Origin of the sequence: Alteromonas lipotrueiana (genome assembly GCF_019249245.1) — a bacterium.
Taxonomy (GTDB): domain Bacteria; phylum Pseudomonadota; class Gammaproteobacteria; order Enterobacterales; family Alteromonadaceae; genus Alteromonas; species Alteromonas lipotrueiana.
Genome location: NZ_JAESDK010000015.1, coordinates 94465 through 112006, shown reverse-complemented (window position 1 = coordinate 112006; position 17542 = coordinate 94465). Strand labels below are relative to the sequence as shown.

Annotated in this window: 16 protein-coding genes, 1 rRNA gene and 1 riboswitch; of the genes, 6 read left to right on the top strand and 11 right to left on the bottom strand. The window is 47.1% G+C overall.

The genetic code is table 11. The features are described 5' to 3' along the window. A 16S ribosomal RNA gene (locus JK130_RS11330) occupies positions 1-335 on the bottom strand; the annotation flags it as partial. Between the two features lie 688 nt (positions 336-1023). Then, complete coding sequence (locus tag JK130_RS11325) at positions 1024-1623, bottom strand: LysE/ArgO family amino acid transporter (protein WP_246587773.1); 600 nt, start codon at positions 1621-1623, stop codon at positions 1024-1026. Between the two features lie 106 nt (positions 1624-1729). Here JK130_RS11325 and JK130_RS11320 point away from each other — a divergent pair, with 106 nt between their 5' ends. Further along, entirely contained in the window at positions 1730-2617 is an 888-nt protein-coding gene (locus JK130_RS11320; protein WP_218354438.1) for an ArgP/LysG family DNA-binding transcriptional regulator, read from the top strand. 43 nt (positions 2618-2660) lie between these two features. Here the strand turns inward: JK130_RS11320 and JK130_RS11315 are convergent, their stop codons facing one another. The 9 genes from JK130_RS11315 to gmk form a co-directional block, all read right to left on the bottom strand. Next, entirely contained in the window at positions 2661-3839 is a 1179-nt protein-coding gene (locus JK130_RS11315) for a BaiN/RdsA family NAD(P)/FAD-dependent oxidoreductase (RefSeq protein WP_218354437.1), read from the bottom strand. Positions 3840-3925: 86 nt separating this feature from the next. Continuing rightward, on the bottom strand, positions 3926-4537 hold the full coding sequence (locus tag JK130_RS11310) for a helix-turn-helix transcriptional regulator (RefSeq protein ID WP_218354436.1): 612 nt from the start codon (positions 4535-4537) through the stop codon (positions 3926-3928). Between the two features lie 339 nt (positions 4538-4876). Further along, positions 4877-5350, bottom strand: coding sequence for a peroxiredoxin (locus tag JK130_RS11305; protein ID WP_218354435.1), 474 nt, complete (start codon positions 5348-5350; stop codon positions 4877-4879). A 21-nt stretch (positions 5351-5371) separates the two neighbouring features. Then, positions 5372-6112 carry a class I SAM-dependent methyltransferase gene (locus tag JK130_RS11300; RefSeq protein WP_246587772.1) on the bottom strand — a complete coding sequence of 247 codons (741 nt, stop codon included), beginning with the start codon at positions 6110-6112 and terminating at the stop codon, positions 5372-5374. Next, the gene (gene recG, locus JK130_RS11295) at positions 6105-8177 is read right to left on the bottom strand and encodes an ATP-dependent DNA helicase RecG (RefSeq protein WP_218354433.1); all 2073 of its coding nucleotides are present in this window, start codon (positions 8175-8177) and stop codon (positions 6105-6107) included. Before recG ends, JK130_RS11300 begins: the two co-directional genes overlap by 8 nt. A 218-nt stretch (positions 8178-8395) precedes the next feature. Further along, positions 8396-8782: a RidA family protein gene (locus tag JK130_RS11290; RefSeq protein ID WP_218354432.1), complete on the bottom strand. Its 387-nt coding sequence runs from the start codon at positions 8780-8782 to the stop codon at positions 8396-8398. A 25-nt stretch (positions 8783-8807) separates the two neighbouring features. After that, positions 8808-10916 (bottom strand): bifunctional GTP diphosphokinase/guanosine-3',5'-bis pyrophosphate 3'-pyrophosphohydrolase, encoded by a 2109-nt coding sequence (gene spoT / locus JK130_RS11285; protein ID WP_218354431.1) that lies wholly within the window; start codon positions 10914-10916, stop codon positions 8808-8810. A gap of 133 nt (positions 10917-11049) precedes the next feature. Further along, entirely contained in the window at positions 11050-11322 is a 273-nt protein-coding gene (rpoZ, locus tag JK130_RS11280) for a DNA-directed RNA polymerase subunit omega (protein WP_218354430.1), read from the bottom strand. A gap of 100 nt (positions 11323-11422) precedes the next feature. Further along, the gene (gene gmk, locus JK130_RS11275) at positions 11423-12082 is read right to left on the bottom strand and encodes a guanylate kinase (RefSeq protein ID WP_218354429.1); all 660 of its coding nucleotides are present in this window, start codon (positions 12080-12082) and stop codon (positions 11423-11425) included. Positions 12083-12222: 140 nt separating this feature from the next. Between gmk and JK130_RS11270 the strand changes: the two genes are divergently transcribed. The 5 genes from JK130_RS11270 (at position 12223) to JK130_RS11250 (ending at position 17027) form a co-directional block, all read left to right on the top strand. Then, entirely contained in the window at positions 12223-12894 is a 672-nt protein-coding gene (locus tag JK130_RS11270) for an alpha/beta hydrolase (protein ID WP_218354428.1), read from the top strand. An 85-nt stretch (positions 12895-12979) separates the two neighbouring features. Then, positions 12980-13912, top strand: coding sequence for a hydroxymethylbilane synthase (gene hemC, locus JK130_RS11265; protein WP_218354427.1), 933 nt, complete (start codon positions 12980-12982; stop codon positions 13910-13912). A gap of 2 nt (positions 13913-13914) precedes the next feature. After that, positions 13915-14625 carry a uroporphyrinogen-III synthase gene (locus JK130_RS11260; RefSeq protein ID WP_218354426.1) on the top strand — a complete coding sequence of 237 codons (711 nt, stop codon included), beginning with the start codon at positions 13915-13917 and terminating at the stop codon, positions 14623-14625. A gap of 3 nt (positions 14626-14628) precedes the next feature. Beyond that, complete coding sequence (locus tag JK130_RS11255; RefSeq protein ID WP_218354425.1) at positions 14629-15861, top strand: uroporphyrinogen-III C-methyltransferase; 1233 nt, start codon at positions 14629-14631, stop codon at positions 15859-15861. Beyond that, positions 15858-17027 carry a heme biosynthesis HemY N-terminal domain-containing protein gene (locus JK130_RS11250; protein ID WP_218354424.1) on the top strand — a complete coding sequence of 390 codons (1170 nt, stop codon included), beginning with the start codon at positions 15858-15860 and terminating at the stop codon, positions 17025-17027. The genes JK130_RS11255 and JK130_RS11250 overlap by 4 nt, the downstream gene beginning before the upstream one ends. Before the next feature lie 367 nt (positions 17028-17394). Next, positions 17395-17520: riboswitch (TPP riboswitch) on the top strand. Positions 17521-17542 lie beyond the last annotated feature (22 nt).

The following is a 17542-nucleotide window of genomic DNA, read 5'->3' as shown; positions in this document are numbered from 1 at the left end:
GGAGTCTGGGCCGTGTCTCAGTCCCAGTGTGGCTGATCTTCCTCTCAGAACAGCTAGAGATCGTTGCCTTGGTGAGCCTTTACCCCACCAACTAGCTAATCTCACTTGGGCCTCTCTTTGCGCAAGAGCCTAAGCCCTCGTTTGGTCCGTAGACATTATGCGGTATTAGCCACCGTTTCCAGTGGTTATCCCCCTCGCAAAGGCAAGTTCCCAAGCATTACTCACCCGTCCGCCACTCGTCATCTTCTAGCAAGCTAGAAATGTTACCGTTCGACTTGCATGTGTTAGGCCTGCCGCCAGCGTTCAATCTGAGCCATGATCAAACTCTTCAATTAAATATATCGAAAACTTTTTATGAATCTTCGGTTGACACTCTTAACGAGTGCCCACACAGATTGTCTTGTTACAAATTGTTAAAGAACGTTTTGACAGCCGGCATGCCGGCTGGCACGCTTTTCAAAGTAAACCGAGGTTTATTTCTACTTCACGTTTTGCTTCGTTTCTCCCCGAAGCGGGATGCGCATTCTACGCGTTTCGTTTTCTGCGTCAACACTTTTTTGAAAGTTTTTTCTAAAAGCGTTTGAAGCTAAAAACCGTTACCAGCGTTGCTCTGTAGCCTGACTGATAACCCTTCTTCAGTGTTGCCGTTTGGCCTGTCCCGTCGAAGAGATGCGCATAGTACGCTGATCTGAGATTTGATCAACCCTTAATTTAAAGAAAATGACATTTTAATGACTATTCGGTCAATATGTGCGCGATCAGGTCAATTTTTGTTTAAAAAGCCCGTTTTGTGCGGGGTACAGATAAAAGTAATGCTATGTTTAGTAGCTGTTTCAAGGACTGAATCCCTGTTTGTAACGCCTACAAATAGAGGTTTCAGGGTTATTTCGTTTGGTTCCTTCTAATATGAAGAGGAATTATTAATTTTTTGGTAACCGAAAAGCTCTGGTAACGCAGTTATTTGTATCAAGGCCTGAGTAGTTTATACAAAGGGGGGGCGATGAAAGTAACCGAAATGGCGTCTCATAAAGTAGCAAGGTGTAACCCGATAGCGCCAAGTACCAGCGCGTTGAGCCGGTTAAACCAACGCCAGAATTTAGGTTTACGCATCCACTTTGCACAAAACGTAGTTAATACACTTAACCCTACAAACCAAACTACAGAAGCTACGATAGCGCCGGCAACGAACCACCACTTATCAGCACGCCATTGGCTGGCAAGATTGCCCATTAGTAGTAATGTATCTAAATAAAAGTGTGGGTTTAGCCAGGTGACGGCGAGTGCAGTCAGTATCGCCCGTTTTATTGGCATAACCTGGCTGCTTAGTTTGATCAGCATAGCGTCGCTGGCCATAGAGGCTTTGATTTTTTGTGCAGCGAATAAAAGTAAAAATACAACACCCGCCCACTTCGTGACCGCAATAAGTAGTGGGTATTCCTGTAGCAATAACCCAAAGCCCAGGGCCCCCAGTGTAATACCGGCGGCATCACTGACAATAAACAATACAACAAACAATCCGGTCCATTGTTTCTTTAGTGACTGCTCTATCAAAAAGCTGTTTTGCGCGCCTATTGCGATAATCAGCGTACCGCCCATTAGAAATCCACTTATTGCAGCTAACATCGCTTTCTCTACCCATTTGCACTTTTAACTTCCGAATTCGTTTGATCATAGTGTGTACAATGGAATAAATTAAATTAATCTTATTTTGTTTAAAGTAATTATTTTAATGCTTGATTATTCGGGTTTACACTGTTTAAGCGAGGTGATTCGTTACGGCAGTTTCGAAAGAGGCGCACAGGCGCTGAACTTAACTCAGTCGGCGGTATCGCAAAAAATTAAACGGCTTGAACATAAGGTTCATGGGCCGGTACTGGTGCGCGCTAAACCGCTTAAAGCGACCGATTTAGGTGCGCAGCTACTAGCGCATTATCAAAAGGTATGTGTTCTGGAAGAGCAGTTGGCCGGTGATACCGGACTTGATGAAGAAGTGTCTGCACTTAGTGTAGCAGTCAACAATGATGTGCTGGCCACCTGGTTTAGTGAGGTAATGGCGCAATTTACAGCGGAAAAGTCTAACCCGGTACATATTTATAATGCTGATCAATCCCAAACCCGCAGCTTGTTACAACAAGGCAAGGTTATGGCGTGTATTAGCCAGACTGGCCTGGCGGTGGCTGGGGCCCAATCTGTGCGCTTGGGTACTATGGATTATCAACTGTATGCGTCGCCTGCTTTTATTCAGCAACATTTATCTGAAGGTATCAGCCCGGAAACGGTAAACCGGGCCCCCGGCTTAATTTATGATGAGTATGATGTAGCCTTATTAAGTGACTATCAACAGCAGTGTATGAATGTCGCTCCCTCGATAAATAACTGCCATTGGTATCCTTCTTCCCACGGCTTTGCACAAATGGCGGTTTCGGGCGCCGTGTGGGCGCTATTACCGGCACTACAGGTAAAAGAGCAAACCGAAGCCGGGCAGCTGGTGAACCTGTTCCCTGGAAAACAGCTAAGCGTACCTTTGTTCTGGCACTGGTTTGATCTTGAATCAGCGGCGTTAACTGCTCTTACCCGCGCAGTTAAACAAGTGAGCAAATACCAGCTAAGCCGATAGTTTCCTTAACCAATATGCGCAAAGCATTGCAGACGGCGGGGCATCACACATGTTGTCCCGCTACCCAGCCCGAACTCCATGCCCACTGAAAATTATAGCCGCCAAGCCAGCCTGTCACATCCACCACTTCGCCAATAAAGAACAAGCCCGGTACTTGCTTGGCTTCCATGGTCTTAGAAGATAGCCCATCAGTATTGACTCCGCCCAAAGTTACTTCGGCGGTACGATAGCCTTCTGTACCAGACGGTTTTACCTGCCACTGGTGCAGCTGGCTGGCAATATCACTCAGCTGTTTTTGGTTCAACTGCTTAAGTGGCACGTTTGGCAGAGCCATTACGTCGATAAGGGTTTCGGCCAGTCTTTTTGCAAAGCAGGTACCTAAAAATGTCTTTAAGGTAATGTTGGGCTGGTTTTCTCGCGTACTACAAAGTTTGTTGTGCATATCTTCCTGCGGGCTTAAATCAATACTGACCTCACCGCCCTCCCAATAAGAAGAGATTTGCAACACCGCGGGTCCAGACAAGCCCCGATGGGTTATCAACAGGTCTTCCAGAAAGTCAGTGTTATTACATGCGGTGCGCACCGGTTGCGATATGCCAGAAATTGCCGCTAATGGTTCTTTAAGCTCGGGAGGAAGTGTAAATGGCACCAGACCCGCGCGGGTCGGCAATACACTTAAGCCGAACTGCTCGGCTACTTTATAACCAAAGGGTGTAGCACCTAGCTTAGGCATACTTAGCCCCCCGGTGGCTATCACTAAAGATTCACATTGGTATTCACCCAAACTGGTATTTAAGTAGTAGCCCTTATCGTTCTTTTCTACCTGTAGAATTTCGCAACGGGTGGTGACGGTCGCATTGGCTTTACGGCACTCGCTCATTAGTAAATCAACAATTTGCGATGCGCTGTCGTCACAAAATAGCTGACCCAGGGCTTTTTCATGATATGCAATATGGTAGTCATTGACTAAAGCGATAAAATCCCACTGGGTGTATTGATTAAGCGCCGACTTACAATAGTGGGGGTTAGCTGAGAGAAAATTTTCGGGCCCGGTATACATATTGGTAAAATTACAACGTCCTCCCCCGGACATCAGAATCTTACGCCCTACTTTTTTAGCGTGATCCAAAACTTCAACTTTACGTCCGCGTTGACCCGCCTGCGCTGCACAAAACAGCCCTGCAGCTCCTGCTCCAATCACAATAACATCGCGTTTGTTCACCCATAACCCCACAAATAATTAACCCGGGTGATTATACCCGGGCCAATGTACGAAAGGAATATAAGGGGTTCACTTGATAAGAGGTATCAAGCTTGCTCATTCATATAGTTTTGCGACCACGACAATAGCTCGATACGATTGCGTGACTGAGTTTTGCGAAAAATACTGTAGATATGGGTTTTTACTGTATTAACGCTAATATGTAACTGGTCTGCAATCTCCTGGTTTTGCGCTCCTTTAGACACTAACTCAATAATAGTCATTTCACGTTTGGTCAACTTAGGATGATTGTTACCGGCTCTGGGAACCGTCGGACGATTCGCTTTTAATGCAGGTCTGCGGGCATACTGACGCATACGTCGCAACGCTTCATTAATTGAACCTCGTTTAAACCACACATCCATTTTGCTTAAACGGCGAACACCTTTTAATAACAGTTCGGGTGAATCAGATGCGTAAAACGTGCCTTCAACTCCGGCAATAATCGCTTCACATTCGTCTAATTCGCCTGGTTGCAGGTTGAACAGAATCCAGCGTGCATTTCCGGCGCTCCCGTAAAAGTCATCCAGTTTGTTGGTACTGCCCGCGGCGTCATAAAATACCAGATCCTGGTTATAAGTTTCTGGTAACGCTGCCGCGCTGCCAAGCAAATTAACCTCGTACCCGCATGTCTCTAGCAGGCTTTTGAACAAATTCACATTTGGGTCTTGTTTAGCATCGCTATAACAAGATGGGGAAATTAAATATACATTGAACTTTTGGCTTTTTGCCATAAGAACAACCCTCCATGGCCCGACGAAAAGAAGAATGCCGTCTTGTTAAGATGACTCGAATGCGCGTCGGGTTACGTATTTATAATACGTGAAGTACTGCCTTATCTTCACCGCTCTATTCTTATAATAGGTTAACTTTTTAGTTCAATATCCGGCATATTACCGAACAGTTCTAAAAGATTAACCAAGCCTGTGCTAAATCAGACATATTGTACCTGTCTGACCAAATAGTCATACGTATTGAAGCCCTAAGTAAGATCGCTTTTATAGGCTATCTAACATAGATTGCGCATCGCTGACTACAAAACGACCAGGATCTTCAATATTTACCGCTTCAACAATACCATCGTTTACCAACATTGAATAACGTAACGAACGAACACCCCCAAATTCACCGGTGTCCATATCCATACCTATTTGCTTGGTAAATGTGGCATTGGCGTCAGCCAGCATAGTTACAGCATCAGCATTAGCCGACTGTTTCCAGGCATCCATTACAAAGGCATCGTTCACCGACACACACATGATTTCATCAATACCTTTGGCTTTAAGTTTGTCAGCCAACGTAATATATCCGGGCAAATGAGCCGCCGAACAAGTTGGCGTAAACGCGCCAGGAACCGCAAACAACACCACTTTTTTATCACCAAACAATGCATTTGTATGGGGATTAGTTATCTCTCCATTTACCAGCACACCAAAAGACACTTCTGGCAGTGGACTACCTACATTGATCATAACATTCTCCCTATTTATTGGTTAAGTCAGATAAACATCAAATCGATGCTTCTTACTGGTAATAGCCATGTCAGGTGACTGACCCGCCAAAACCTCTGCGCTATTAGGGCGCTTCACTACCACCCGCTGGGTCGCCAATTTCAACGCTGGCGACAACAGGCTATCTGCATCTGCGTCGGTTCCTAAAAGGTTTTGAAAGACTCTCATCTCTTTTTTAACTAAAGCAGATTTTTTACGATGTGGAAACATTGGATCTAAATAAATGGCTTCAACAACCTGGTGCGGCCAATGCTGTAAAATATCGATACTATTGCCATGTATCAATTTAAACTGCTCGGCTAGCTCGGGCATTTGTTGCGCTAAACGCTGAATGCCGTCGTCTAGCAAAGCGGCCACCACCGCTGAGCGTTCTATCATGTAGACCGAACAACCCAGGCCCGCTAACACAAACGCATCGCGGCCCAACCCGGGCGTTGCATCTATTACCGTACGTGCCTGATTACCCTTCATGCCGATGGCTTTGGCAATAGGCTCTTTTTTAGCACCGCTACGTAGCCGCCGGTACTCACTGGCACCAGACAAAAAATCGACCATAACCCCTTGTTGGCGAGGCACATCAAAATCTTTTAGCTGCAAACCAGCACTATCAAGATACAGCGCCAGACCAGTGGGCGGCTGGTCACAGCAAACAAAGCCCCAGCGGCTGGCAATTTCATCGGCCTGTTGTGACTGTTTTTCGGTATACAAAAAATACTCAGGCATGTCCATATTGTTCCTTAAAGCCAATCCAGCGATTGATGATGGCCTGGGCATGGGACGGATATTCCTGCCAAAGGCGTTCAGCAATGTCCTGAACCTGAGGAATCAGCTGGGCATCGCGCACCAAATCCGCAATTTTAAGCTCGGCCATGCCGGTTTGCCGGGTGCCCATAAGCTCGCCCGGCCCGCGAATTTCAAGATCGCGCTGAGCGATATAAAAGCCATCGCTTGACTCACGCAATACGCCCAAACGCTGGGTGGCTGTTTTTGATAAAGGACTTGAATACAATAACACACACTGACTTTCTACCGCCCCCCGTCCTACCCGGCCACGCAGCTGGTGCAGTTGAGCCAGACCCAGACGTTCCGGATTTTCAATAATCATAATACTGGCGTTGGGCACATCTACGCCCACTTCAATCACGGTGGTGGCAACCAGTAAGTCTAGCTCACCAGCTTTAAACTGGGCCATAACCTGCGCCTTTTCAGCTGGCTTTAACCGCCCATGCACCAGTCCGACCTTCAATTCTGGTAAAGCAGTACGCAGGGTCACCGCCGCATCTTCAGCAGCCTGACATTCCAATACCTCAGACTCATCGATTAAAGTACATACCCAATAAGCCTGACGCCCATGCCCATGGCACGCATCGTAAACCCGGGAAATAACGTCATCACGGCGGGTATCGGGAATGACAACGGTGGTTACCGGGGAGCGCCCGGGCGGCAGCTCATCAATTATCGACGTATCTAAGTCGGCATAGGCGGTCATAGCCAGCGTACGCGGAATAGGGGTGGCCGTCATAATTAACTGATGAGGGAACCGGCCCTGAGTTTCGCCTTTTTCACGTAGCGCTAAACGCTGATGCACGCCAAATCGATGTTGCTCATCAACAATCACTAATGCCAGGTGCTGATAGTTAACACTAGCCTGAAAAATAGCATGAGTGCCTACCAGCATTTGTATATCACCGGCAGCCAGCTGAGTGAGAACCTGTTCGCGAGCTTTGCCTTTAAGCTTGCCCGCTAACCACCCCACCTCTATACCCAGCGGGGCAAGCCAGTCACGAAAGTTATTAGCATGCTGCTCGGCCAATAGCTCGGTAGGTGCCATTAAAGCTACCTGATACCCAGCCCCGATAGCAGATAATGCAGCCAGCGCAGCCACCAACGTTTTGCCCGACCCTACGTCACCTTGCACCAAACGCATCATGGGTCTGGTTCGTTGCATATCGGTCTGAATTTCATTAACTACCCGCTGCTGCGCGCCAGTAGGGTTAAACGGCAATGCACTTAATAACTTATCGACCAGTTTTTGATTAACCTCGATAGGGATACCTGGTTGCTGATCTGATTGCTGGCGAACTTTCAATACACTTAAATTATGCGCCAGTAATTCTTCTAAAATAAGACGTTGCTGAGAAGGATGGCGGCCCTCTTCAAGCAAAACCAGTCCGGCATCGGGGGGTGGCCGGTGAACCAAATGCAAAGCTTCCGTCAGCGAAACTTGCTGAGCGTACATCCCATCAGGAAGTAAGTCGGTCAACGCGCCTTTATCAAGCAGTGCCAACCCCTGGTCGGTAAGGTTTCGCAAAGTAAGCTGCTTTACGCCCTCGGTGGTGGGGTAAACGGGGGTCAGTGCTTCTTCTGTTTCAATATGATCATCGTCAATAAGTTTAAATTCGGGGTGCATCATTTCCAGCCCCCACTTGCCGGTACGTATTTCACCAAAACAGCGTACCTGATTACCAGGTGAAAGCATGGTGCGCTGCAATGCGCCAAAATGGAAAAAGCGCAGTGTAATAGTGCCGCTGCCATCGCTGACCTTAACCGCCAGCATACGGGTTTTGCCATACATAATATCGGCGCTTTTTACCTCGCCCTGAATACTGACATGCGTAAACGGACGACATGCATCCACACTGTAAACTTTGGTTCTGTCTTCATAGCGCGACGGCAAATGAAACAGAATATCCTGAATGGTGGCAAGACCAATTTTTGCCAGCTTCTCAGCAACCTTAGCACCTACGCCTTTTAAGGTGGTGATGGGTGTTTGAGCCAGTGCCTGCATAGTGATGTATGGTTCCTGAAAAATAAATACAGTGTATGTCTGCGAGTGTAAACTACCCATCGGCGAATGGCGAGTAATGCGCCTTTGCATCCGTATCCCGGGGCGACGTAGTTTAAGGGGTTAACGTCTCGCGGCTTTGAGTTGTTAATTGCGGGCACAAAAAAAGCCGGCCTGTTGCAAGGCCAGCTTTTGCCGGTGTGCTTAAAAGACGGCCAATATTACTCGGGGAGTTCCATAATGCCGTCTATTTCAATTTGCGCATCTTTTGGCAACGCGCGTACACCAATTGCGGCACGGGCCGGGTAAGGCTGCGAAAAATAGCCACTCATAATTTCATTTACCGTGGCAAAATGACTCAGGTCGGTTAGATAAATATTTATCTTTGCTAAATCGTTTATCGTACCACCGGCGGCTTCACACACCGCCTTCACATTTTCAAAAACCTGGCGGGCCTGTTCAGCAAAGTCTTGAGAAACCAGTTTCATCGTACTGGGAACCAACGGAATTTGTCCCGATAAATAAACAGTAGTTCCAGCTTTAACAGCCTGACTATAAGTACCTATGGCTTCTGGAGCGTTATCGGTCTGAATAATGGCTTTTGACATGAAAGTGTCCTGTATAATAAATGAATTAGTGCCGAGACTGACTGTGTCTTGAAACTTTCTGTACTTCTGGCATGGTGCGAATTTTTCGCATGATACGCGCCAGATGCACACGGTTGTGCGTGGTCAGTTCAATATCGATAAAATAAATGTTACTTTCTTTTTCTTCTGTCTGCAGACCAATAATATTAGAGTCGCAACCCGAAATCATATTGGTGAGTGTCGCCAGCGTGCCCTGATGATTGTACAGTTCAATACGCAACGAAGCTTTAAATTCACCATGAGGCTGATCGTCCCACTGCATAGGTAATACGCGCTGCGGTTCTTCGCGGCTCAGTTTACGAATATTGTTACAACCGGTTTGGTGAATGGTCATGCCGCGGCCCGGGCTAAGCACTGCCACTATTTCATCATCAGGAATAGGGTGACAACAGCGTGCGTAGTGCACCAGTAAACCTTCTGTACCGCGTATAGCTACATGACCTTTTTTCTGGGGCAGGTCTTCACTTTGGCCCAATAATCGCCGCGCCACAATAGCGCTAAGTTCATTGCCCAGACCAATATCAACCAATAAGTCATCAAAGGTTCTGTGCTTGGTTTCCTGTACCACCCGCTCAATGTTTTCTGGAGCAATATTGTCCAGCTTCACATTACCTAAAGCATGACGTAGCAAGCGGTTGCCCATATTTACCGCCTCCTGAGAATGCTGCTTACGCAAATACTGGCGAATTCGGGTGCGGGCCCGGGCACTCACTACAAAATTAAGCCAATTAGCATTGGGCTTGGCTTTGGGCGAAGTAATAACCTCAACAGTCTGGCCGTTTTCTAACGGCTTACTTAAGCTATAGTTACGTCGCTCAACCCGAACCCCTACACAGGTATTGCCAATATCAGAGTGTACGGCATAGGCAAAATCGACCGCCGTGGCGCCCATTGGCAGCTCAATAATACGGCCGTCGGGCGTAAAAACATAAATTTCATCAGGGAACAAATCGGTTTTTACCGACTCGATAAATTCAAAGGATGAACTGGCGCTCTGTTGAAGCTCCAGTAAGCTTTGCATCCATTTACGAGCTCGCAGTTGCGCAGTTGTGTCGCTGTCGCTGGGTTCTTTATAAAGCCAGTGCGCTGCCACGCCTTTGTCGGCCATTTGATCCATAGCGTGAGTACGAATCTGTACTTCAACCGGAATACCATGGGGGCCCACCAACGAGGTATGCAACGACTGATACCCATTGGTGCGCGGAATCGCAATATAGTCTTTAAACCGGGTTTCGATGGGTTTGTACAAACTGTGCATCGCCCCTAACGAACGATAACAATTATCAACCGAGTCGACGACGATACGAAACGCATAAATATCCATCACTTCGTTAAACATCAGTTCTTTGTTCAACATTTTACGATAGATAGAATAAAGATGCTTTTCGCGACCAATCACCGTGGCCGAAATAGCATATTCGGCTAACCGGGAGTCCAGTTCCAACCGAATATTGTCGATAATTTCTTTACGATTACCCCGAGCCTGTTTTACTGCTGACTTAAGGGCGCGATGGCGCATTGGGTACATAGCCTGAAAACCCAGATCTTCAAGCTCATTCTTGACATCGTGAATACCCAGCCGATGGGCAATAGGGGCATAAATATCCAGGGTTTCACGGGCAATACGACGGCGTTTATCAGGGCGTAAAGCCCCCAACGTGCGCATATTGTGGGTACGATCGGCCAATTTTATCAATATAACCCGGATATCCTGCACCATCGCCATCATCATTTTACGAAAGTTTTCTGCCTGGGCTTCCTGTTTATTAGAAAATGCCAATTTGTCGAGTTTGCTGACCCCTTCAACCAATTCGGCCACGGTGTTTCCAAACGCGTCGGCAAGATCTTTTTCGCTAAAATGCGTATCTTCGATGACATCATGTAGCAATGCTGCCATTAAAGTTTCGTGGTCAAGATGCATATCGGCCAGAATGCCGGCTACCGCTACAGGATGAGTAATATACGGGTCGCCGCTGGAACGCATTTGGCCATCATGCGCCTCATGGGCAAGAATAAAGGCTTCCTGTACCAGATGAACACGTTCTGGCGACAGGTAGTCTGAAATTTTTTGTTTTAAACCCTCAAATAGATACACAGTGTTATACAGACTTCCGGTAAATACGATGAGTGATAAGAATACGGCGAATTAAAAGACTTGCCAATGGCAAAGCGCCAGTGAACCTTAAGGGCACACTGGCGCTTTATATTTTCTTACAGTCGGGCGAAGCCTACTGATCAGACAGAATGTTCGCAACAGAAGAAAAATCTGTACGTTCCTGTTGTTCCTGATCGCGCATGTCGTCTTGCTCTAACGTCGCCGCTGTTACCAGGCCTTCTTCAATTTCGCGAAGCGCTGTAACAGTGGGTTTGTCGTTGGCCACATCAACCATGGCATCTTTGCCTCCGGTTGCTAGCTGACGGGCACGACGTGCTGCAATCAGCACCAGGTCAAAACGGTTGCCAACCTTATCTACAGCATCTTCTACGGTTACGCGGGCCATGTATATCTCCGACAATCAAATTAGCGAGTTTTAAAAAACGGTCGCGAAGTATAGCTTACAACCGATATTTGTCATAGTGTTTTGAACGATTTTACACCATTTATTCGTCTTCGTCAGGGCTAAGATCGCCCAACAGATCGTGCAACAGATCCTTATATCGCATTTTTTGCTTAAGAGTACGTTGCCGATGTGCCCTGACCACCGACTCTAAGTCGCCCAGCGCGGTCGCAAAGTCGTCGTTTACCAGTACAAAGTCAAATTCGTCAAAATGCGACATTTCAGACACAGCTTCTTGCATCCGAGCTGCAATAACATCGTCAGAGTCTTGGCCGCGCTTGTTAAGGCGTTCTTTAAGCACTACGGTGGAGGGCGGTAAAATGAAAATACCACAGGCATCAGGCAGTAACTTCTTTATCTGTCTCGCCCCTTGCCAGTCTATATCTAAAAACACATCTACGCCTTGATGCAGGGTTTGTTCAATGGTGACCCGAGAAGTGCCGTAGTAATTACCGAATACTTCAGCCCATTCAAAAAACACGCCTAGCTCTATGAGTTTTTCAAATTGATCGCGGCTGACAAAGTGATAATGTTCGCCGTCTATCTCACCTGGCCGTGGGTCCCGGGTGGTGTGCGATACCGATACCTGCATGGGATACGCATCATTGGTATCGTGCTTTTCGAGCAGGGCTTTAATTAAACTGGATTTGCCAGCACCTGAAGGCGCGGCCAGAATAAACAAATTTCCTAATTGAGCTGCCATAGTCGTTGTTTTTAGCTGTCTGGATGGTGGTTATTTGAACCTGCGATGGTAGCATAAACACAATCATGCCGTAATCTTTACCTGAAAGCCGACGTATTTGTCTGCGTACTGAATTAATTATTAAATACTAAAAGGTGCTTATGTCTGAAGCTCTGCTACCGTTTGTAGAAGTAAATACTAACGACAACCCCACAGCCTGTGTAATCTGGATGCATGGACTTGGCGACTCTGGTCATGGTTTTTCACCTATTGTGCCTGAGTTAAATTTACCCGACTCTTTGGGTATTCGTTTTATATTTCCTCATGCTCCTACCCGCACCGTCACTATTAACAACAATATGAAAATGCCAGCCTGGTACGATATTAAATCGCTGGATTTTAATAGCCGTGCCGATTTAAGCGGGGTTGAAGAAAGTGCAGCCAGCATCAAGGCTATTTTTGATGCACAAGTTAAGGCGGGGATTGCGCCTGACAAAATTGTACTGGCTGGTTTTTCTCAAGGGGGGGTTATTGCTTACCATCTGGGTTTGCGGTTACAGCATAAAATTGCCGGTATTATGGCGCTGTCGACCTACATGTGCGAACCGGATTTGCTCAACGAACAGGCCAGTGGCGAAAATCGTCAGGTTCCTATTTTTATTGCCCACGGCACTCAGGACCCGGTGGTCCCGCCTGTTTTAGGCGAGATGGCGTATAAAACATTGCAAGACGCCGGTTACAAGCCAGAGTTTCATGAGTATCCAATGCAGCACAATGTCTGTATGAAAGAGTTAGAAGATATCAGCGCCTGGTTACAGCAACAGCTGGCGTAGTCTGGTCATAAATCTGAATATTGCGCAGCCTGAACTGAAGTAATTTTGGCTGTAGTTATTTGTTTATACAGGAACAGTGAAAAACATGTCTGCAAAAAATCGAACCATTCGCATCGCTACCCGAAAAAGTGCCTTAGCAATGTGGCAGGCAGAATACGTAAAAGCGGAACTATTAAAACACCACCCTCAACTGACCGTAGAGCTGGTCCCTATGAGTACCCAGGGCGATAAAATACTTGATACCCCACTGGCAAAAATTGGCGGTAAAGGGCTGTTTATCAAAGAGCTTGAAATAGCCATGCTGGAAGGCCGCGCTGATATTGCCGTACATTCAATCAAAGACATACCGGTGAGGTTCCCCGATGCCTTTGGTTTGCATGCTATTTGTCCTCGTGAAAATCCTTTTGATGCGTTTGTCTCTAATCACGTCGACTCTATTGATGCCCTGCCCCACGGCGCGGTGGTAGGTACATCCAGTTTGCGTCGTCAAAGCCAGATTAGAAAACACCGCCCCGATCTTATTATTCGTGACCTGCGGGGCAACGTAAATACCCGTTTAGCAAAGCTGGACAATGGTGATTACGATGCCATCATTCTGGCTGCAGCGGGATTAATTCGGCTGGGGATGCAGGCACGGATAGTCCAACAGCTCACCCCTGATATCTGCTTACCTGCTGTAGGCCAGGGCGCCGTAGGAATTGAATGTCGCAATGATGACGAACAGCTAATTGAATTACTGGCAGCATTAGATGATGCCCCAACCAATTTACGGGTTAGCGCCGAACGGGCGATGAACGAGCGCTTAGAAGGCGGGTGTCAGGTACCCATTGGCAGTTTTGCTACCCTGGATGACGACACCCTTACTCTGACCGGGATGGTCGGCAGGCCTGATGGCACACAATTATTGTTTGCCTCGGCTACCGGTAAAGCGCACCGCGGCGAAACCTTAGGAATTGAGGTGGCCGAAGCCTTGCTTGAGCAAGGTGCAGGTGAAATATTAAAGGCGCTGTATCAATAACTATGTATCTATTAACTCGTCCGGCCCCTAATTTAGAAAAAAGCCAGCAGGCTTTTGATAAACTTGGTATTAATGTCAGTGTTTTAGGCCTTAACGATATTCGCTTTATGAAAGGCGCAGCGGATAAGCTGAATTTACTGCTAAGACAGCATAGCGCAGATATTTTGATATTTACCAGCCAGTTTGCGGTACAGGCGTGTAGCGAAGCCTTATCAGAGCCTGTGGAGGTTCCCGTGCTGGCGGTAGGTAAAGGTACCGCACAAATGCTGGCAAACTATAATATCGAACCCATAGTGCCTCACGAGCATACCTCTGAAGGATTATTAGCGCTGCCGCAGTTAATAGATGCAAATCAGCGCCAAGTGGTTATTATTAAGGGTGAGGCTGGTCGAACCACTTTAACAGAGACACTTCGCCAACGTGGTGCTTCGGTTCTGCCAATGCCGGTATATCAGCGGGTTGTTCCGCAAGTATTCAGACAAACAAACTATTGGCAGTGGTCTGACGTAAAAGGAGTCATCGCCACCAGCGAAGAAATGACCCGGCAATTATTTGGCCGGCTGAATAATACTGAACTTACCGGTCAGCGCTGGCTTACTGTTAGCCCTCGGGTAGCAGAGGTAGTTCGTGCCTATGGGGTAACGAATGTAGAGGTTGCTGCAGGTGCCAGTGATGCACAGCTGGGCCAGTGGATAAAGGATAATTGGGAGTAAACAATGGCGGATAACGAAAACAAATCCCAGGGCGAAAAAACCCCGGAAAAAGCAGCCGGTAAGTCGGCGTCATCTAAACCAGTTGAACCACAGGAACGCGCGGGCAAACCGTCTGGCAAAGCTGCTGACAAAAGTTTGGGTAAGGCTACTGCCAAAACCACGACGCACTCTGATAAGCGACAAACCCGCAAGGGCAGTAAGTCGTCTGCATTGCTATGGGTGGTGGTGGTTATAACATTATTGCTGGTGTTAGCACTTGGCGCGGTGGGCTACTGGTACTGGCAGCAGCAAGGTAGCGAGCGTACTGATATGGAATCAAAGCGCCAGCAACAAATTCAGCAACTGGGCAGTGTTGAACAGCAAAACCAGCAATTGCGGCAGCAACTGTTGCAGCTTGATAAAAATAAGCAGCAATTGGCAACAATGGTGAGTCAGCTGGCCGACAAAACCGACCAAATTCAGCGTCAAAGCGAACAGGCATTAGCTGAGATTAGTAACATGGAAGGCAAACGGCCGGCTGACTGGTTATTAGCGGAAGCCGACTACCTGGTGCGTATGGCGGGACGCAAGGTCTGGCTTGAAAAAGATATACGTACTGCCATCATGCTGCTAAAAAATGCCGATACGCGTCTTAGCGAGCTGGCTGATCCTTCTGTTATACCGGTACGTGAACTGATTGCCAACGATATCCAAACCTTACGTCAAATAAACCCGGTATCACGTACCTCGGTGGCCTTGACGGTGGCGGGCATGTTAGGTCAGGTCGACAACCTGGCTTTGGATACCTTTGAAAAGCCGAGCACTGAAAAGTCACAAGATTTGTCAGAGTCACCCAAAGACTGGCAGCAAAACCTTAAACAGGTATGGAACAATATCGTCGATGACTTTATTTCAGTAGAGCGCACCGAGACCGCAGTTAAACCAGTGATGAGTCAGCAGGAACAATGGCTTAATCGCGAGCAGTTAAAACTGCAATTAATGCAGGCGCAATCGGCTGCAGTAGCAGCTCAGCCAGAACTCTATCAACAGTCCCTTCAAAACGCTCTGCAACTACTTGCAAATAAGTATGATAATGAAGATGCTGCGGTAACCGGTTTTATTAACAGTGTGCAGAGTCTGCTTGAAACCGATGTTACTCAGCAATTACCTGAGTCGTTAAAAAGTGCCGACCCATTACAGCGATTACTTGATAAACGAGTAGACGGAGCATTTGGTCGCGGAGATCGTGACTCATGAGACGCTTATTAATTATCATCGCGCTTATTATTGCGTTACTGGCAGCATTAATTGTGGCTCCGCAGGTGGTAGGCGATAAAGGTTATGTACTGATTTCTATGGGCACGTTCATCATAGAAATGACCGTGGTCAGCCTGGCCATATCTTTGGTCATTGCGGTTTTGCTGGCCTGGGTGCTACTCAAAATTGTGGGGGTCATTAAAGGCTGGCTCACCGGATCGCGTCGATGGTTTGGCCATTTAAGCCGTAAAAAACGTCAACGCAGTTTCTATCGGGGTGTTCAGTCTTATGCCCAGGGCGAGTTAGCTCAGGCACGTAAGTATTTTGAGCAGTCGTTAGAGGGCGACTTTGATGGCGCCAATTTGTTGTTGGCTGCGCAAGTAGCGTATGACCTGGGTGACCAGAGTCGTGCCAGCGAATTACTTGACCATGCCAGTGATTACGAGCGCTGCGCGGTGCCGGCCAGAGTGCAGCAGGCACGTATGCTGCTTAGCGCCGATAAGCCTGAAGCTGCCTTAGCAGCCTTAGACAAACTTGATGAAAAGCAGGCAACCGAAAAACCAGTAATTCAGTTGAAAGCAGACTGTTTAGCCCGCTCTGGGCAGTGGCAAACCATTCAAACCCAATTACCTCAATGGCGCAAAATCCTGAAAAAAGATGCGGTTCCCCTGGCTCAACGGGCGGCCAAAGGCAAGTTTTCAGAATTGGCGAGTAAACAGGGTGCAAACGCGCTCAAACAATACTGGGCAGAATTGCCCCGTAAAAAGCGACACGATGAAGCTTTTCGGGCGGCTTATGTCGAGCAGCTTATTGAGCAAGGCATGCATCAGGACGCCGAAGAGTGCTTGGTAGAGTGGCAAAGCCATGGCCCTGAGCCCACGCTTATGCCGTTTTTCAAAGCGTTACGTATGCCTAATCCGGCGGCTTCGATTAAACTACTTGAAAGCTGGATTAAAAAAGATGAGACCAATCGTCAATACTACTCACTGCTAGGTCATGTGGCTTTTAATGCGAATGATTTAAACCTGGCCGAAAGGGCATTATTGAAAGCGGTTAAATTAAAAGAAACCCCTGAAGATCTTATGTTGCTTGCGCGAATTAGCGAGCGCCAGCAAGACCATGCTAAAGCGCTGACATTTTATAAGCAATCGATGGCACATAGCTAAAATACGGTAAAAAACATAACCGATGACAACCATTGTTTATCGTGGTTTTTAAAAGGCTGCATATAATTTTGCAGCCTTTTTTATAAGCAGATTTTGTTAGTTGGCCAACCTTATTAGCAACAGTTTGTGATGAAGCGTTGTCTCGATATCAGGTTTATAAGCCGGCTTGCTTCCTTTATTACACGCCTTCTGCTTTCTAATTTTTCGACATTTATCCATGTCGCCTAAGTAAAACCTATCTTCTTGATTAGCCTTTACTATTTTGTAAACCCTCGAGTAGATATAAGTTGAGGTGGGAGCAATTTAACCAAAATAGAGAGTCTCGCGGGGTTGAAGTAATGTCCGCTTTATTCTTATACTGGCGCTTCACTTCTTGTCGGAGTGCTGTAAAAGTTGTTAACTATTAGAAACTTTTACAGCTGAGACCGCATTTGCGGGATCCGTTGAACCTGATCAGGCTAATACCTGCGAAGGGAACAAGACCGGTTAAACCACGTGCCTGCATAACCTGCTTA

What these genes read in the sequence shown, in the direction of transcription:
- JK130_RS11325 (WP_246587773.1), bottom strand. Translation starts at nt 1,623, where the DNA reads ATGTTAGCTGCAATAAGTGGATTTCTAATGGGCGGTACGCTGATTATC.
- JK130_RS11320 (WP_218354438.1), top strand. Translation starts at nt 1,730, where the DNA reads ATGCTTGATTATTCGGGTTTACACTGTTTAAGCGAGGTGATTCGTTAC.
- JK130_RS11305 (WP_218354435.1), bottom strand. Translation starts at nt 5,350, where the DNA reads ATGATCAATGTAGGTAGTCCACTGCCAGAAGTGTCTTTTGGTGTGCTG.
- JK130_RS11300 (WP_246587772.1), bottom strand. Translation starts at nt 6,112, where the DNA reads ATGCCTGAGTATTTTTTGTATACCGAAAAACAGTCACAACAGGCCGAT.
- recG (WP_218354433.1), bottom strand. Translation starts at nt 8,177, where the DNA reads ATGCAGGCACTGGCTCAAACACCCATCACCACCTTAAAAGGCGTAGGT.
- JK130_RS11290 (WP_218354432.1), bottom strand. Translation starts at nt 8,782, where the DNA reads ATGTCAAAAGCCATTATTCAGACCGATAACGCTCCAGAAGCCATAGGT.
- rpoZ (WP_218354430.1), bottom strand. Translation starts at nt 11,322, where the DNA reads ATGGCCCGCGTAACCGTAGAAGATGCTGTAGATAAGGTTGGCAACCGT.
- gmk (WP_218354429.1), bottom strand. Translation starts at nt 12,082, where the DNA reads ATGGCAGCTCAATTAGGAAATTTGTTTATTCTGGCCGCGCCTTCAGGT.
- JK130_RS11270 (WP_218354428.1), top strand. Translation starts at nt 12,223, where the DNA reads ATGTCTGAAGCTCTGCTACCGTTTGTAGAAGTAAATACTAACGACAAC.
- hemC (WP_218354427.1), top strand. Translation starts at nt 12,980, where the DNA reads ATGTCTGCAAAAAATCGAACCATTCGCATCGCTACCCGAAAAAGTGCC.
- JK130_RS11260 (WP_218354426.1), top strand. Translation starts at nt 13,915, where the DNA reads ATGTATCTATTAACTCGTCCGGCCCCTAATTTAGAAAAAAGCCAGCAG.
- JK130_RS11255 (WP_218354425.1), top strand. Translation starts at nt 14,629, where the DNA reads ATGGCGGATAACGAAAACAAATCCCAGGGCGAAAAAACCCCGGAAAAA.
- JK130_RS11250 (WP_218354424.1), top strand. Translation starts at nt 15,858, where the DNA reads ATGAGACGCTTATTAATTATCATCGCGCTTATTATTGCGTTACTGGCA.